The sequence below is a fragment of the Kitasatospora sp. SC0581 genome, assembly GCF_048159585.1.
Taxonomy (GTDB): Bacteria; Actinomycetota; Actinomycetes; order Streptomycetales; family Streptomycetaceae; genus Kitasatospora.
In genome coordinates, this window is the sequence record NZ_JBLRWA010000004.1 from 21,587 (window position 1) to 38,619 (window position 17,033).

General features: G+C 78.2%; 9 protein-coding genes. 7 read left to right on the forward strand and 2 right to left on the reverse strand.

Annotated elements, in window-relative coordinates:
- Window positions 1-580: 580 nt before the first annotated feature.
- The 3 genes from ACLWS4_RS09340 to ACLWS4_RS09350 all read left to right on the forward strand — a co-directional run bounded on the left by ACLWS4_RS09340 (window position 581) and on the right by ACLWS4_RS09350 (window position 5,467).
- Window positions 581-1,630 carry a hypothetical protein gene (locus ACLWS4_RS09340; protein ID WP_416873764.1) on the forward strand — a complete coding sequence of 350 codons (1,050 nt, stop codon included), beginning with the start codon at window positions 581-583 and terminating at the stop codon, window positions 1,628-1,630.
- Window positions 1,631-1,736: 106 nt separating this feature from the next.
- A complete protein-coding gene (locus ACLWS4_RS09345; protein ID WP_416873765.1) occupies window positions 1,737-5,069 on the forward strand; it encodes a right-handed parallel beta-helix repeat-containing protein in 3,333 nt (1,110 codons plus the stop codon).
- Entirely contained in the window at window positions 5,066-5,467 is a 402-nt protein-coding gene (locus ACLWS4_RS09350; protein ID WP_416873766.1) for a hypothetical protein, read from the forward strand. Before ACLWS4_RS09345 ends, ACLWS4_RS09350 begins: the two co-directional genes overlap by 4 nt.
- Before the next feature lie 254 nt (window positions 5,468-5,721).
- Here the strand turns inward: ACLWS4_RS09350 and ACLWS4_RS09355 are convergent, their stop codons facing one another.
- The gene (locus ACLWS4_RS09355) at window positions 5,722-6,672 is read right to left on the reverse strand and encodes a hypothetical protein (RefSeq protein WP_416873767.1); all 951 of its coding nucleotides are present in this window, start codon (window positions 6,670-6,672) and stop codon (window positions 5,722-5,724) included.
- A gap of 283 nt (window positions 6,673-6,955) precedes the next feature.
- Here ACLWS4_RS09355 and ACLWS4_RS09360 point away from each other — a divergent pair, with 283 nt between their 5' ends.
- The gene (locus ACLWS4_RS09360; protein ID WP_074004943.1) at window positions 6,956-7,327 is read left to right on the forward strand and encodes a hypothetical protein; all 372 of its coding nucleotides are present in this window, start codon (window positions 6,956-6,958) and stop codon (window positions 7,325-7,327) included.
- 304 nt (window positions 7,328-7,631) lie between these two features.
- Window positions 7,632-8,270: a sigma-70 family RNA polymerase sigma factor gene (locus tag ACLWS4_RS09365; RefSeq protein WP_074004942.1), complete on the forward strand. Its 639-nt coding sequence runs from the start codon at window positions 7,632-7,634 to the stop codon at window positions 8,268-8,270.
- A 72-nt stretch (window positions 8,271-8,342) separates the two neighbouring features.
- Here the strand turns inward: ACLWS4_RS09365 and ACLWS4_RS09370 are convergent, their stop codons facing one another.
- A complete protein-coding gene (locus tag ACLWS4_RS09370; protein ID WP_416873768.1) occupies window positions 8,343-11,171 on the reverse strand; it encodes a BTAD domain-containing putative transcriptional regulator in 2,829 nt (942 codons plus the stop codon).
- A 428-nt stretch (window positions 11,172-11,599) separates the two neighbouring features.
- Here ACLWS4_RS09370 and ACLWS4_RS09375 point away from each other — a divergent pair, with 428 nt between their 5' ends.
- Window positions 11,600-14,278 (forward strand): BTAD domain-containing putative transcriptional regulator, encoded by a 2,679-nt coding sequence (locus ACLWS4_RS09375; protein ID WP_416873769.1) that lies wholly within the window; start codon window positions 11,600-11,602, stop codon window positions 14,276-14,278.
- A gap of 328 nt (window positions 14,279-14,606) precedes the next feature.
- Window positions 14,607-16,988 carry an ATP-binding protein gene (locus ACLWS4_RS09380; protein WP_416873770.1) on the forward strand — a complete coding sequence of 794 codons (2,382 nt, stop codon included), beginning with the start codon at window positions 14,607-14,609 and terminating at the stop codon, window positions 16,986-16,988.
- Window positions 16,989-17,033: the final 45 nt, after the last annotated feature.

Sequence of the window (17,033 nt, forward strand, 5' to 3'; positions counted from 1 at the left end):
GCCCAAGCCCGCGAGCCCTGCGGCGCCGGTGCCGCCCGCGAGGTCGGGCGCCGAGGCCGGTGTCAGCGCCGGGTCCAAGCCCGCGAGTTCCGTGCCGGTGGTGCCGCCCGCGACGTCGGGTGCCGAGGCCGGGTCCAAGCCCGCGAGCCCCGCGCCGACCGTGAGGCCTGCGCAGCCGGGCGCCGGCGCCAATGGCGGTGCCAGTACCGGTGTCAGTGCCGGGGTCACCGGCGCTGCGACGAACGGGGCACGGCCCGGGCCGAAGTCCGAGGCCGGGCCCAGGTCCGCGAGCGCCGAGACGGCGGTGCTGCCCGTGCAGCCGGGCGCCGGTGTCGGCGCCGGAGTCGGTGTCAGTTCCAGGGCCACGGGCGCCGCGACGAACGGGGCGCGAACCGGACCGAAGCCCGCGTCCGGGCCCAAGCCCACGGTCGGAGCCAGGCCCCCGGCAGGGACCGGTATCGGGCCGGCGCCCCTGCCGTCCCCCGCCAAGGGCCCGACGGCGCCCGTCGGCCCGGCGGCCCCCGCGGGGCCCGTGGGTCCGGGGGACCCTGGGCCGCGCACCGGCCGGGTCTCCCGTCCGATGATCGCCGCGGCCGTCGCCGTCGGCCTGGTGCTGGTCGGCACCTCCGTGATGGTGACCCAGCGCAGCGGCAGCGACCCGCACGGACCGGCCCAGGCCGACGCCCCGCCCGCCAACGTCCCCGGCTTCGACGAGCACGGTGGCACCGCCGGCGGCGTCGCGCCCGACGGGCAGTCGGGCTCGGCGGCACCGCAGCCGGACGGTTCGGCCGCACCGGCGTCGGGCGACCAGGCGGCCTCGGCCCCGAACGGCACCGGCGGCGGCGCTGGTGGCGGGGCCGGCGGTGGCGGTGCCGGTGCGGCCGCTCCTCCCGGCGGCGGGGCCAACCCCGCTGGGGGCGGCGCGAGTTCGGGCGGTGGGGGCGATCGCGCGCAGGGCGGCGCGGCCGCCGCCTCGGGTGGTTCGGGCGGCGGTGGCCCGGCCGCCGGTGGCACGGGCGGCGGCGGTGCGGCCAACCCGGCGCCGAACCAGCCGGCCCCCAACCAGCCGGCTCCGAACAAGCCGGCTCCGAACCCGTCGGCGCCCCAGCAGCCCGCGCCCCCGGCCGCCAAGCCGCCCGCACCGGTCACCGTGATCGCCGGCCCGTACTGCTCGGGCGGCGGCCAGTACAAGACCAACGGCTGGTTCGACCAGGGCAGCAGCGGTTGGCGCAACAACTCCGGCGGCTACAGCGGCGACGGCTGCAACGGCACCTACGCCTCGATGCCGATGTCCGGCAACGCCAACAAGGACGACAACGGCAACTCGGTCGTCTGGACCTTCACCGTGGACAAGGTCACCAGCTGCACCCTGTCGGTCTACATCCCGGCCAGCGGCGACGTGAAGCAGGTCGGCGGCAACCCGAGCACCTACACGGTGCAGAGCGGTGGCGGCCAGGTGGGCTCGTTCACCATCAACCAGACGGCGAGCCGGGGCAGTTGGGTGAACAACGGGCCGTTCGCCTACCGCGGCCCGATCTCCGTCACGCTGCACAGCCGCGGCGTGGACTGGGGCGGCTCCAGCGGCGCCCACCACGCCGCCAGCGCCGTCCGCGCCACCTGCACGGCCTGACCCCGGCGCGCACCGGGGCCCGGACCCGCCGAGCCGCCGAGCCGCTGAGTCACCAAACCACCGAGCGACCGAACCACAACGCCCCACGACGAAGGGAACCCCAGGCATGTCGCGCCCGGTGCTGACGGTCTGCGCGGAGCAGCGGGAACCCGGCTCCTACCGGACGATCGGCGAGGCCCTCCGGGCGGCCGGCGGCGGCGCGGTGATCTCGGTCCGGCCCGGCCGGTACGACGAGAACCTGGTGCTCACCAAGGCCGTGAGCATCACCGCCGCCGACGTCCGGGGCAGCGTGCGGATCAGCCCCCGGCGCGGTTCGGTGGTCCAGGTGCTCACCGAGGCCGTCCGGTTGACCGGTCTGGTGCTCCAGGGGCAGGACGACGAACTGCCCGCCGTCGACGTCCCGCGCGGCCGCCTCACCGTGCGGGACTGCGAGGTGATCGGCAACGCCTGGACCGCCGTGCTCACCCGCGGGCCGGGCGAACTCGCCATGTGCGGCAGCCGGGTCACCAACCCGGCCGGCGCCGGGCTGGTGGAGACCTCCACCGGCTCCAGCGTGATCGAGGACAGCGTCGTCGAGCACCTGGGCACCTCGGCCGTGGTCATCGGCGAGCGGGCCGACCCGACCGTCCGGCGCTGCGTGCTGCGCGACGCGCGCGGCAACGGCCTGTGCGCCAACGGCGAGGCGCGCGGCGTCGTCGAGGACTGCGAGATCTCCGGCACCGACAAGCCCGCCGTCGCCCTGGAGGAGCGGAGCAGCACGCGCCTGCTGCGCACCGCGATCCGGGACAGCGCGCTCGGCGTCTTCGTCGGCTCCGCCGCCCGGGTCGTGCTGGAGGACTGCACCGTCACCGCCGTGCGCGGCCACGGCTACGTCCTCACCGACGGCACCGACCCGCTGCTGCGCCGCTGCCGCGCCGTCCGCCCCCAGGGGTACGGTCTGCACATCGCGGGCCGGGCCCGGGGCACCCTGGAGGACTGCGAGGTCACCGCCCCCGCCGGGGTCGGCATCCACGTCGGCGGGTCGGCCGGGCCCAGCCTGCTGCGGACGGTGGTGCGCGACGCCGGGACCGACGGCGTCGAGCTCACCGGCGGGAGCGCCGCCGAGTTCGACCGCCTGGAGGTCCGCCGCGCGGCCGGCGTCGGCATCGTGGTGCGCGACGGCGCCGACCCGCTGCTGCGCCGCGGCACCGTCACCGCCGCCGGCCGCCACGGGATCGAGGTGCTGGGCGACGGGCGCGGCCGACTGGAGGACGTCACCGTCGTGGACGCCGGACGGCACGGGGTGCGGATCGCCGACGGCGCCCACACCCACCTCGGCGGCGGCCTGGTGCGCGGCAGCGGGTCCTGCGGGATCTCGGTCGGCGCCGGGGGCGTCGCCATCCTGCGCGACGTCGAGTGCACCGGCAACGCCCTGGACGGCGTGAGCGTCGAACGCGGCGGCGAACTGGCCGCCACCCGCGCCCGGTTGGGGAGCAACCGGCGGCACGGGCTGCACCTGCTGCCCGGCTCCCGGGCCACCCTGACCTCCTGTCGGCTCGGCGACAACACCGTGGACGGGCTGCGCTCCGAGTCCGCGGAGCCCGTCCGGCTCACCGACTGCACGGCCGCCGGGAACCAGGGCGCCGGGCTGTGGCAGACCGCGCCGACCGACCGCCTCGTGGTGGAGAACCTCGACAGCCGGGACAACCGCTCGCCGGACGCCCACGGCACGGCGGCCGCCACCGCCGCCGTCGCTGCGGACGCCGCCGGCGACGGTACGGAAGCCCCCGCGGAGGAGGCCGTCGGCCCGCAGGCCGTCCTCCGGGCCCTGGTCGGGCTGGAGGGCGTCAAGGAGCAGGTCGCCACCCTGGTCAACCTCGGCAAGCTGACCCGCCGCCGCGAGCAGGCCGGGCTGCCCGCCCTGCCGATGAGCCGGCACCTCGTCTTCGCCGGTCCGCCCGGCACCGGCAAGACCACCGTCGCCCGGCTCTACGGGGCGATCCTCGCCGAACTCGGCGTGCTGCGCAGCGGTCACCTGGTCGAGGTCGCCCGGGCCGACCTGGTCGCCCCCGTCGTCGGCGGGACGGCCCTGAAGACCACCGAGGTGGTCAGGGAGGCCCTCGGCGGGGTGCTGTTCGTCGACGAGGCCTACACCCTGTCGGCGGGCTCAGGCGCGGCCGGCCCGGACTTCGGCCGGGAGGCCGTCGACACCCTGGTGAAGCTGATGGAGGACCACCGCGACGACCTGGTGGTGATCGTCGCCGGGTACGAGGCCGGGATCCGCGGGTTCCTGGCCTCCAACCCCGGCCTGGCCTCCCGGTTCAGCCGCACCGTCGAGTTCCGGAACTACCGCGCCGACGAGCTCGCCACGATCGTCGAGCAGGCCGCCGGCGGACACGGCTACGAGCTCGCCGAGGGCACCCGGGAGGCGCTCGCCGCGCACTTCGACCGGATGCCCAAGGGCGCGGAGTTCGGCAACGGCCGGGCCGCCCGCAAGGTGTTCGAGGAGATGGTCGACCGGCAGGCCTCCCGGCTCGCCGAACTGGAGCACTTCGACAACGCGGCGCTCACCCGGCTGCTGCCCGCCGACGTCGGCGAGGAGTTCGCCCCGGCCCCCGTCGGCGAGGGGCGGGCCGGGGAGCCCGGCCTGCTCGACCGGCTGCGCGCCATGGTCGGCCTCGCCGCCGCCAAGGAGCAGGTCGAGGACCTGGTCAACCTGACCCGCCAGTCCCGGCGCCGGGTCGAGGCCGGGCTGCCCGCCGCCCCCCTCGGCCACCACCTGGTGTTCTCGGGCCCGCCCGGCACCGGCAAGACCACCGTCGCCCGGCTCTACGGGGCGATCCTCGCCGAACTCGGCGTGCTGCCCTCCGGCCGGCTGGTCGAGACCGCCCGCGCCGACCTGGTCGGCCGCTACCTCGGCCACACCGCCCACCTCACCCGGGACGCCTTCGAACGCGCCCGGGGCGGCGTGCTGTTCATCGACGAGGCGTACACCCTGACGCCCCGCGACGGCAGCGGCGGGGACTTCGGGCAGGAGGCGGTGGACACCCTGGTGAAGCTGATGGAGGACCACCGCGACGAGGTCGTGGTGATCGTGGCCGGCTACCGGGAGGAGATGCGCGGCTTCCTCGCCTCCAACCCCGGCCTGGCCTCCCGGTTCTCCCGGGAGATCACCTTCGAGCACTACGCGGACGAGGAACTCGTCGCCATCGTCCGGGCGCGGGCCGAGACCGCCGGCTACACCTGCACCCCGGAGACCCTGGCCGCACTCGGCACCCTGTTCGGCGCCGTCCCGCGCGACCGCTCCTTCGGCAACGGCCGGTTCGCCCGGCAGGTGCTCGAAGCGATGGTCACCCGGCAGGCGGGCCGGCTGTCCCGGGTCGACGTGGTGGACCTGGACGAACTCAGCCTGCTGCTGCCGCAGGACATCCCGGCCGAACGGTTCGGCACTCTCGCGTGACCACGCCGCCGCCCCGCCCCCGGGCGGCGGCCGACCCGGGCTCGGCCGCCGCCGCCCTCGTCCTCGGCCACCGCCCGGACCTGACCGTCGACCAGCCGGCCGAAGACCGGGAAGCCGCCGCCTCCCGCGGCCCTGGCCATCAGTACGGCCACGGCACCGTCGGCCCCGTCGCCGCTGTCACCCCGGCGGTCGTCCTCACCACGCGCCCCGCCCCACCCGACAGCGGCGCCGGCATCGAGGCGGGCCTCCTCGCCCTCACCGTCCTCGCGGCCGTCGCCCTGGCGGCGGTGGCCGCCGCCTTGGCCCCGCGTGCCAGGGGCCGGCGCCCGAGCTGTGCGGAGGCGAGCCGACGGGGCGCCGCTTCCGAGCCGGTCGTCCGGTCGGGGCCGAGGGCCTGACGGGAGGAATCCGCTCGTCGTGGTGATCGGCGCCGTGGGACCATCGGGGCCCGTCGGGGACCGGATGCGCCCGGCGGGTGAGGAGCGGCACGGCACGGGAACGGAGGCCCTGACGACGGAGCGGCAGTCGCCGACGGCGAGAGAGCTGGTGCTCGGCTTCGTCGCCGCGCTCGACCGGGCGGAGGCGGCGTTGTGCGAGGCGGTTCCCCCGCTGGAGCGGGCGGACATCCTGGCGGCGGCGCGCTCGAGGCGGATCAGCGGTGCTCGGCCATGCCGTCGCCGATGAGGGCGGCGAGTTCCAGGTAGTCGAGGCGGGCCCGGGCACGGAGGGCGGCGGGGGCGGCCGGGAGGGTGAGGGCGGCGCGGCAGCGGGCGCGGAAGTGGGGGAGGAGGTCGCGGTCGGCGACCGGGCGGTCGGTGGGCGGGGCGGGGGTGAAGGCGGCGACCGCCCCGCGGGCCAGGCCGTGGTGGCCGAGGGCGGCGAGGTGGTCGAGGAGGGCGTCGGCGGTGCGGGCTCCGGTGGCGGAGGCCGGGGCGCAGAGGAGCAGCCGGTCGGCGTGTTCGACGGCGGCGCGCCGGACCTCGGCCGGGGCGCCGGTGGTGTCCGCGAGGATCACCGGGTAGTGGCCGTCGGCCTCGCCGAGGGCCTCCCGCAGGGCGGCCGGGTCCGGCCGTACGGACCGCAGCACCCGGCCGCCCGTGCGGCATTCGCTCCCGGCGGGCCCTGCGGTGGTGAGGACGAGCACCGGGTGGGCCCGGTGTTCCGCGAGCAGGGCGCCGAGGAGGGCGGCGGCCCCCTCGGCGGGGCCGCCCAGGACGGCGATCCGGTGGTGGGACCGCAGCGGCGCCCGGACGCGGTCGAGCAGGCGCCGCCGTCGTGCCTCCCCGCCGCCGGGGAGGGCGAGCCGCAGGGTGCGCGGGCGGTCGGAGTCGAGGCGCGGTACGGGCGGTGCGGGCAGCGGTGCGGGGGCAGGCGGGCTCGGGGGCAGGAACGGGAGCGGCGCCGCCGAGGACGGTCCGACGGCCGGCTCCCGGGTGGACGGCCGCCGTTCGGCGGGCGGGATGAGCACGGTGCCGAGCGGGTCCAGCGGGCGCGGGGGCAGTGGGGGCAGCAGAGCGACGGGCTCGGGCCAGACGGCCGGCGAGTAGTCGGGTGCGGCCTGGGCGGTGCCGCCCGCGCCCGCGGTGCCGTCGGAGTAAGCCATCGGACGACCTCCCGGTCCCTGGTGCGCCGGACGGGTGCCTCCGGTCCGGCCGTACGGTCGGACCGTACAGCCGGGAGTACGGCTGAAGGCTACCCTCCGGTTCAGCTGAACCGCTGGTGGTGGAGGGCCCGTTGAGCGGAACAGGGCGCACGGCGCGCCCCCTGTCGCTTCGGGAGGCCCGTAACGAGAAAACCCTCCGCCCGACCGGCTACCGATCGGTACCGTCATCGGGTGGCACCCGGCGTCCGCCGAGTGTCACCGAGTCGGAAGGAGCGTGAGTCCCGTGAACGGGACGGGGGAGGGCCGCGGCATGGCCGCGGACGGGCCGGAGGCGCGGGAGTTCGTCGCGGCCCTGGTGCGGGCCGGGGCGCCGAGCGCGGCCGGGCCGGCCGGGCTGGCGGTGCCCGAGGCGGCGGCGGAGCGGGTGATCGCGGTCGCCCGGCGGCTGGCGCTGCGTGCGGCGCCGGAGGAGCGGCCGCGGCCGGAGTCGGGGCTGCTGGGCGTGGCGACGGCGCTGGTGGTGGACGAGCACCCGTCGGCACCGGTGTGGTCGGCGGCGGAGCGGCAGCTGTTGGCGGGCTGGGTCGCGGTGCTGATCGAGCACCGGGGCGAGGACGGGGTGCGGGAGCTGCTCGGGGCGCTCGCCGAGGGCTGACACCGCGGCCCGGTGCGGCGCTCGGCGGGGGGCCGGGCGCCGAACCGGGCGGTGGCGGAAGAAGCCGCAGCTCACGGCCGCTAACGACCGGCCAACAGTCGTCGGCGCCCGCCAACGGTGGCACTCGGGGGCGGCCCGAGTGCCCCGGGCGGGGGCGTTGGCGGATCCTTGGTGCGGACTTGGCGGGCTCCGGCAGTGTGCTGGTGCAGCCACCGCCGGGGATCTCCGGCGGTGCCCAGCACGCCCTGCCCGTGCTGCGTCCCCTGCCCGTGCTGCGCCCCCTGCCCGACCTGAGAGGTAGCGCGTGTCGAAGCCGTCCGTCGCCCAGCCCACGTCCGTCACCCCGCCGTCCGAGGGTCCGGCCGCCGCGCCGGAGGGCGCCACCGCCCCGGCCCGCCCGACCCTCGACCCCGACGTGCTCGCCGAGATCCACCGGCTGCACGGCGGCTACCTGCTGCGCGCGCTGCTGCGGGCCACCGGCGGGGACCGCGGCAAGGCCGAGGACATCCTCCAGGAGACCCTGCTGCGCGCCTGGCAGCACCCGGAGGCGCTGGCCGCCGGCGCGGAGGCGGCCCGGCCCTGGCTGTTCACGGTCGCCCGGCGGATCGCGATCGACCACTACCGGATGGCCGCCGCCCGCGCCAAGGAGGTGATCGGCGAGACGGTCGAGGACCGGCCGGTCGCCGACGACCCGTACGAGCAGGTGGTGGTGGCCCGGGACCTCGCGCTGGCGCTGCGCCGGGTGCAGAAGCACCACCGCGAGGTGCTGGTCGAACTCCACCTCAAGGACCGCTCGGTGCTGGAGGCCTCGGCCCGGCTGGGGGTTCCGCCGGGGACGGTCAAGTCCCGCAACTTCTACGCGATCCGGGCGCTGCGCCCGGTGCTGGCGACGGAGCACGGGTACGCCCCGACGGTGCGCGGGGCGGCCTCGGCGGCCGGCTGACGGGGCCGTCCGGCTCCGGCTGACCGGGGCACCGGCCGACCGGGGCGCGGCCCCTCGCGCCGACCGTCCGGTTCAGTCGTCCGTCGCCCGCCGGCCGGTGCGGAGGTTGAGCGACTCCTCCAGGCTGGTGGTGAACTCGCTGCAGTGGCCCGCCTGCCGGTCGTGCGAGCGGAAGCGGTCCAGCGCCGTGCGCAGCCGGCCGCGTACCTCCGGTTCCCGTCCCCGGGCCAACAGGTAGGCGGCGTAGGACTGTTCGGCCACCGCGTGCAGGTACAGCAGGCCGGCCTCCTCGCAGGCGGCGAGCAGCCGGTGCCAGGCGAGGTCGGCGGCGTCGTCGCGGACGGTCGGCGCGAGGGCCTGCGCCTCGGTCAGCAGCGACCAGAGGTGGACCTGGGTGACGGGCGTGGCCGGCAGCAGCTCGCGGGCCTCCCGGGACCGGCGCTGGGCGCCCTCCCGGTCCCCGGCGGCCAGGCTCACCCAGCCCTGGTGCACCTTGGCGTCGACCAGCCGGCGGCGGTCGCCGGACTCCAGGGCGAGCGCCGTGGCGGCGGCGGCCAGCCGCTCGGCCTCGGCGGCGTGGCCGAGCATCGCGGTGACCAGCGCCAGCGTGGCGAGCGCCCGGACGTGCGCGGACGCGGCGGCGGGCCCGGTGGCGGACTCGGCCGCGGCGACCGCCTTCCGGGCCGCCTCCGCGGACTCCTGCCGGCGTTCCAGCGCGACCAGGGCCTGCGCCCGGCAGTTGAGCAGCAGCGCGACCGCGACCGGGTCGCCGCACCGTTCGGCCGCGGCCTGCCCCAGCCGGGCGCTGGCGAGCCAGTCGGTGAAGCGGCTGGCGCCGTAGTAGAGCGAGCCGCAGGTCAGCGCGAGCCGCCAGGCCCGGGCCGGGTCGGTGTCGGGGGACGCGACCAGCGCGGAGACCGCCGGCTCCTCGGCGTCGAACCAGTCGAGCGCGGTGCGGATGTCGCCGACGGCCGGGAGGGCCTGCGCCGGACCGGCGGGCGGGGCGGTGTCCTCCTGGCCGGGGTCGAGGAAGGACCCGCAGTGCCCGAGGGCCGTGAGGTAGTGGTCGGCCAGGCGGTCGCGCAGCAGCCGCCGGTGCTGTTCGGGCCGTTCGGCGAGCAGCCCGGCGCCGTACAGCCGGACCAGGTCGGTCCGGGCGTGGCGGCCGGGGGCGGTGCCGGTGAGCAGGTGCTGGGAGGCCAGCTCGCCGAGCACCCGGTGGGCGGTCGCGGTGTCGCTGCCGAGCAGCGCGGCGCCCGCCGGGGTGTCCACCTCGCGGCCGGGGTGGGCGGCCAGGGCGGTGAGCAGTTCGGCCGCGGGTGCGGAGAGCCGGCGGTGGGTCAGCCCGAGCCGGCCCGCGACGGAGAGCGTGCCGTCGGCGTCCAGGACGGCCAGCCTGGTCCGTTCGTCGGCGAGTTCGGCGACCAGCCCGGCGATCGTCCGGTCCGGCCGGTCGGCCAGGCGGGCGGCGGCGATCCGCAGGGCGAGCGGCAGGTGGTCGCAGAGCCCGGCGAGGCGGGCGGCGGCCTCCGGCTCGGCGCGCAGCCGCTCGGGCGTCAGGGCGCGCTCCAGCAGGTGCAGGGCGTCGTCCTCGGGCAGCGCGGCCAGGCGCAGCAGGGTGGCCCCCTCGACGGCGACCAGGCCCTCCAGCGAGCCCCGGCCGGTGACCACGGCGGTGCCGGCCGGGCCGGCAGGCAGCAGGTCGGCGACCTGGTCGGCGTCGGCGGCGTCGTCCAGCAGCACCAGCAACCGCCGGCCCCGGGTGCGCTCACGGTAGAGCGCGGCCCGGGCGGCGCGCCCCTCGGGGATGCCGTCCTCCGGTACGCCGAGCGCGCGCAGGAAGCCGGCCAGGACGGCCTCGGGCCGGGCGGGGCCGTCCGGGGCGAGGCCGTGCAGTTCGGCGTGGAGCAGTCCGTCCGGGAAGCGGTCGGCGGCCCGGTGCGCCCAGGCGGTGACCAGCGCGCTCTTGCCGACCCCGGCCGGGCCGACCACCAGCACCGGGCCGTCCCCGGCGCGGCCGGTCCCGCAGGCCAGGTCGAGGCGGGCCAGGTCGGTGGTGCGGCCGACGAAGTCCGGGTGGCGGCGGGGGAGTCGGCGCGGCACCGGCGCGGGCTGCGGCGCCGCTCCGGGGGCCGGCGCAGCGGCGGGCGGCGGCTCCGCCGTACGGTCGTCGGCCAGCACCTCGGCGAGCGCCGCGCGCAGCGCCGGGCCGGGGTTGATGCCCAGTTCGTCGTCCAGCCGGACCCGGGCCTGGTGGTAGGCGGTCAGCGCCTCCGCGGACCGGCCCGCCTGGTGCAGGCAGCGCATCAGCATGGCCACCAGCTCCTCGCGCAGCCCGTCCAGCCGCACCCCGTGCTTCAGCAGCGGCACGGCCGAGGCCCCGGCGCCCTGGCCCAGCCGCAGCCCGGCCCAGCAGAGCAGGGCGGCGGTGCGGGACTGCCTCAGCCGGTCCACCGCGGCGTCCCGCAGGGGGGTTTCGGGCAGGTCGGCCAGCGCCTCGCCGCGCCACAGCCGCAGCGCCTCCTCCAGCAGCGCGACCGCCGTGGCGCAGTCGCCGAGCCCGGCCTGCCCCTCGGCCTCGCCGGCGAGCTCCTCGAAGCGCAGCGCGTCCACGGCGTCGGCCGGCCCGGTCAGCAGGTAGCCGGAGTCCCGGGTGTGCAGCTCGAACGGGGTGTCGGCGAGCACCTTCCGCAGCGCGGCGACGTGCCCCTGCACGGCCGCCCGGGCGGTGGGCGGCGGCTGCTCGTCCCAGAGCAGCTCGCACAGCTGGTCCATGGTGACCACGAGCCCCAACCGCAGCGCCAGCATCGCCAGGACGGCCCGCCGCTGGGCACCCGCCACGCTCGCGAAGCCGTCCGCCCCGACCCGCAGCTCCACCGGCCCGAGCAGCCGAATCCGCACCGGTACCCCCCACCTCGCCCCAAAACCGCACATCACACCCGAAGCGGCCATCGGCCCTCGGGGTGGAGCAGTGTAGTGCGAGAACCTGTCCGGTCCACGCCGGACGGCTGCTCCCGCCCTCGGACGCCCGCCCGCGCGGGGCGCCCACCCCCGGTCCGACCGGGCTCCACGGGGCACCCCTGAGAGGGATGCCGATGGGGCCGGTGACGGTTGCACCGGACGGCCGACGCGGGGCCGTGCCGCGGTGCCCGGCCCGTCCGGAGCGGCGGACGCGGGGCCGTGCCGCGGTGGCCGCTCGGCCGGGAGCCGCGGACGCGACGCCGGTGTCGTACCGGCCCGGTACCGTACGGCCGACGTCAAGGGCCCGGTCGGCCCTATCCTCGAACCAGCCGGGGAGTCGACGGATGGTGGGGGAGGGGAACGGGCGCGTGCACATCGATCTGCTCGGGCCGGTGGTGGTGCGGCGGGAGGACGGGACGGCGGTGACGCCCTCGGCCCCCAAGCGCCGGGCGCTGCTGAGCGCGCTCGCCGTACGGCTGAACCGGACGGTGGCCACCGAGGAGCTGATCGAGCTGGTCTGGGAGGGCTGCGCGCCGCCCACCGCGCGGGCCGCCCTGCAGGGCCACGTCGCCGCGGTGCGCCAACTGCTGGACGGCTCCGGGCTGGAGCTGGGCACCCGGGGGGCCGGCTACCTGCTGGCCGGTGAGCCCGACCGGGTCGACGTGCTGCGCTTCGGCCGGCTCTGCGAACAGGCCGGTGTGCTGCTCCCCGAGCCCGCCGCCCCGCTGGACGGTGCCCCGCCGGGGACCGCCCCGCCGGAGCCCGCCCCGATGGAGGCCACACCGGTGGAGACCGCGCCGGCGGACGGCGCCCCGCCCCTGCTGCGCGCCGCGCTGGACCTGTGGCGCGGCCCGGCGCTCGCCGACTGCGGCTCCGCCCTGCTGCGCGAGCGGACCCTCCCGTACCTGACCGACCTGCGGCTGCGCGCCCTGGAACGGCTGGCCGACGGCCTGCTCCGGGCCGGCCGGGGCGGCGAACTGGCCGCCGAACTCGCCGAGGCCGCCGACGGCCACCCCGCCCGGCAGACGCTGGCCGCCCGGCTGGTGCGCTGCCTGGAGCAGGACGGGCGGAGCGCCGAGGCGCGGGAGCGCTACGAGCGCGCGGTGGCCCGGCTCCCCCGGCCGCCCGGCCCGGAGCTGCGCCTGGCCGGCGAGCAGTCCGGCGCCCGGCCCGCCGCCGACCGCCGGTTCGTCGGCCGGACGGACGAACTCGCCCGGCTGGACCAGGTCGTGCCCGCCGCCCGGGACGGCCGCCCGATCCTGGTCACCGGCCCCGCCGGGGTCGGCAAGACCAGCCTGGTCCGGCAGTGGACGGCCCGGCGCGGCGACGCCTACTTCCCGGACGGCGTCCTCCACGCCGAGCTGCGCGGCTTCGACCCGGACGGGCCGCGCGAACCCGCCGAGGTGCTCGGCGAGTTCCTCACCGCGCTCGGTACGGCCCCGGACGCCCTGCCCCGCGACCCCGAGGACCGCGCCCGCCGCTACCGCGAACTGGTCGGCGGCCGGCGGATGCTGGTCGTGCTGGACGACGCCGCCTCCTACGAGCAGCTCGCCCCGCTGCTGCCCGACCCGCCGGCCACCGACAGCGAGCCCGCCCCGGTCGCGATCGTCACCAGCCGCAGCCGGCTGCGCCACCTGGTGGTCCGCACCGGCGGCATCCCGCTGCCGCTGGGCGTGCTCGGCCCCGAGGAGGCCGCCGCCCTGCTCGCCCGCATCCTCGGCGAGGACCGTACGGCCGGTGAGCCGGAGGCGGTCGCGGAACTCGCCGAGCGCTGCGACCGCCTGCCGCTCGCGCTGCGCCTGGCCGCCGCCCGGCTGGCCGCCCGGCCCGACTGGTCCGTGGCCGACCTCGCCGCCGAACTCGCCGACGAGCAGACCGGTCCGGCCGCCCTCTCCGGCACCGGCACCGCCGGCGGCCCGCTCGGCCTCACCGCCGCGCTGGACCGGACGTACCGCACACTGGCGCCCGACGCCGCCCGGCTGTTCACCCTGCTCGGCCTGCACCCCGGCGCGGAGCTCGACACCGCCACCGCCGCCGCCCTCGCCGACCTCCCGCCCGCCGCCACCCGCACCCTGCTGACCCGGCTGGACGCCGTCCACCTGCTGGAGGAGAGCGGCCCCGGCCGGTACGCCCGGCGCGAGCTGGTCCGCCGCCACGCCGCCGCGCAGGCCGCCGAACTCACCTGCGACGAACGGTTCCTCGCCCTCGACCGGCTGATCGCCCACTACCTCGACGTCACCGCCGGCTGGACGGCCGGCGGCGCGGCGACCGTGGGCGCGGGGGCCTGGTTCCGCCGCGAGGAGAGCGCTCTGCGCGCGGTGGTGGTCTGCGCCGAGCAGCAGGGACGGCCCGCCGCGGCCTGGCAACTCGCCCACCGGGCCTGCCGGTTGTACGAGACCACCGGCCACGACCGGACGCACTGGCGGGCCGTGGTCGAGGCCGGACTGCGCGCCGCCCACACCGACCGGGACGAGGCGGCGGTGGCCCGGCTCGCCACCGACCTCGCCGTCCTGCACGTCGACCGCGCGGCCCACCGCACCGCCGCCGACACCCTGGAGCGGGCCGTCGCGGCCGCCGACCGGTCCGGCGACGCGGCGCTGCGCCACCACTGCCGCAGCCGGGTGGCCGCCGCCCTGCTGCGGGCCGGCCGGTACGAGCGGGCGGTGCCCATGCTCGGCGACCTGGTCGCCGCCGCCCGCACCCCGGCCACCGACCACCTGCTGGTCCGCGCGCTCACCGACCTCGCCGACGCGCTGGTCCTGGCCGACGACCCCGGGCCCGCCCTGCGCCACGCCGACGAGGCGGTACGCGCCGCCACCGCCCGCTCCGGCGGCGCCGAGGCCGTCCTCGCCACCCACAGCCGGGCCCGCGCTCTGCACGCGCTCGGCCGCCGGGACGCCGCGCTCTCCTCGGCCCGGCTCGCCGTCGCCCTCGGCCGCACCGTCGGCGACCCGGCCCTCGAAGCCCGCTCCCACAACCTGCTCGCCGACCTGCTGGACGCCCTCGGGCGCACGGTCGAGGGCGCGGAGGCGAGGCGGCCGGCGTAGCGGCCCGGCGCAGGGGTCTGGGGCGGAGGTCCGGAGTGGCGGTCCGGCATGGACCGGGGCCGGCCGCCGGTGGCGGGAATCCGCTGTTCGACCAGCGGAACCACAGGCGGAACTACCGGCGTCCCGCCCCTCGCGGAACCGCCCCCGCCCCGCCGCCCCGCCCGTACCCGTCCCTCCTGACCTGGGCGGATGCCCCGGGAGAGGGCGGAATAGGTGGAACCTGTCCGCCGGGGCATACTTCTGCCTGGAGCGCACCGCGGCGAACCGCCGGAGGCGACTCCAGGCAGAAGTGCGGAACTGCGCAGGACCGAGCGAGTGGGGGCGGGGCATGGCGGCCGGGGGCGGCACGGACACGGACGCGAACGAGTTCAGCCGCCTGCTGGCCGGGCACCGGGTGGCGGCGGGCCTGACCCAGGAGGAGCTCGCCGCGGCGGCCGGGGTCAGCCTGCGCGCCCTCGGGGACATGGAACGCGGCCGCACCCGCGGACCGCAGCGGCGCACCGTACGGGCCCTGGCCGAGGCGCTCGGGCTGGACGGTGCGCAGGCGGACCTGCTGGACCGGGCCGCGCAGTCCGGACGCCCGCGCGGGGCGCGGCCGGCCCCGACGCCCGCCGGAGGCCGGGCCCGGCCCGGCCGGCCCGCCCCGCGCGAAGCCTCCGCCGACTCCACCGTCCGCGCAGCCGGCGCCCGCGACGACGCCCCGCCCGCGATCCCCGCCGAGCTGGGCCAGAGCGCCCTCGCGCTGCCCCGCGACATCGCCGACTTCACCGCCCGCGAGGACGCCCTCGCCCTGCTCGCCCGCCTGGCCGAGGACGAGCGCCCGGCCCACCCGCGCGTGGTGCTGGTCAGCGGTCAGCCCGGCCTCGGCAAGACCTCCTTCGCGCTGCACGCCGCCCACGCCCTGGCCGGGCGCTTCCCGGACGGCCAGCTCTCCCTCGACCTCGGCGGCATGTCCCCGCAGCCGCTGCCCGCCCGGGACGCGCTCGGCCAGGTGCTGCGGGCCCTGGGCGTCGCCGACGCCGCGGTGCCCGCCGGGACGGAGGAGCGGGCCGGCCTCTACCGGGCGCTGGTCCGCGAGCGGCGGCTCGTGCTGGTGCTGGACAACGCCGCCGACGAGAGCCAGGTGCGCCCGCTGCTGCCCGGCTCCGGCCCGGCCGTGACCATCGTGACCAGCCGCAACGTGCTGCCCGGACTGGAGTCGGTGCACCGGCTGAGCCTGGACGTGCTGGCCCCGGCCGAGGCGGCCGGGCTGCTGGCCCGGATCGCCGGCCGCGAGCGGATCGAGGCCGCCCCCGACGCCACCGCCGAGCTGGCCAGGCTCTGCGGCTACCTGCCGCTCGCGCTGCGGATCGCCGGGCAGCGCCTGGTCGCCCGCCCGCAGCAGCCGGTCGCCCACCTGGTGCGCCAGCTCGCCGCCGAGGAGAACCGGCTGGACCTGCTGGAGACCGGCGACCTGGCCGTCCGCCCGGCCTTCGAGCTGTCCTACCGGCGGCTGCCTGCCGAGTCCCAACTCGTCCTCCGCCGCTGCGCGTTGACCGCCGGCCAGGACTTCACCGCGGAGATCGCCGCGGCCTACGCGGGCCGGTCGGCGGCCCGCACCGAACTGGTGCTGGAACAGCTCGTCGACGCCGGACTGATGCAGGCCGCCACCCCGGACCGCTACCGCCTGCACGACCTGGTGCGGCTCTACGCCGGCGAGCGGCTGGCCGCCGACGAGACGGGCCAGGAGCTGGCCGAGGCCCGCACCCGGGCCGGCCGCTGGATCCTCGGCCGGGCGGCCGAGTACGGCCTGCGGTTCGACCCCGACCACGCCACGGACGCGACCGGCACCGGCGGCACCGCCCCCGCGCACCTCACCGAGGCGGCCGCCTGGTTGGAGTACGAGCACCCGGAGTGGCTGGCCGCCCTGCAGCAGGCGCAGCGGGCCGGCCGCCACCGGGAGGTGGTGGACACCGCCGAGGCGATGCACTGGTTCTCCGACCGGCTGCTGAGCTGGGGCATCTGGGCCGAGGTGTTCCAGCTCTCGGCGGACGCCGCCCGCGCGATCGGGGACGAGCGGGTCGAGGCGGTGCACGTCAACTACCTGGCCTGGACGTACGTCACCTGCCTGCACCGCTACCAGCGCGGCATCGAACTGGCCACCGAGGGGCTGGAGCTGGCCCGCGCGGTGGGCGACCGGGAGCAGCAGGGCTGGGCGCTGACCTACCTGGCCTCGGGCCTGCGCTACCTCCAGCGGCACCGCGAGGCGACCGACGCCTTCCACCGGGCGGCGGACGCCTTCGCCGAGGTGGCCAACCGCTCCGCGATGATCGGCCGGCTGGTCACCCTGCGGGGTGCCGCCAACTGCCTGCGGGAGTCCGGCCGGGCGGAGGAGGCGGTGGAGTCGCGTCGGCGGGCCCTGGCCGGGGCGCTGGAGCTGGTGGAGCGCTGGTCCTCGCCGCTGATCCACCTGCTGGCGGCCATGACCGCGCACGAACTGGGCCTGGACCGCGCGGCACTGAAGCGCTGGCCGGCCGCCGAGAAGGCCTACCGGCAGGCCCTGGTGCACTTCGAGGCGGTGGGCCGCCCGGACAGCATGACCAAGACGCTGACCGAGCTGGGCACCGCGCTGATCGAGCAGGGCCGCGCCGAGGAGGCCCGCGAGCTGCTCACCGAGGCGCTCACCGACCTGAGCGCGGAGGGCCCCCGCGCGGCGGGCGCCCGGCACTGACCGGTGCCCTCCGGGGGCCGTGTCCGGCACTGACCGGGTGCCCCC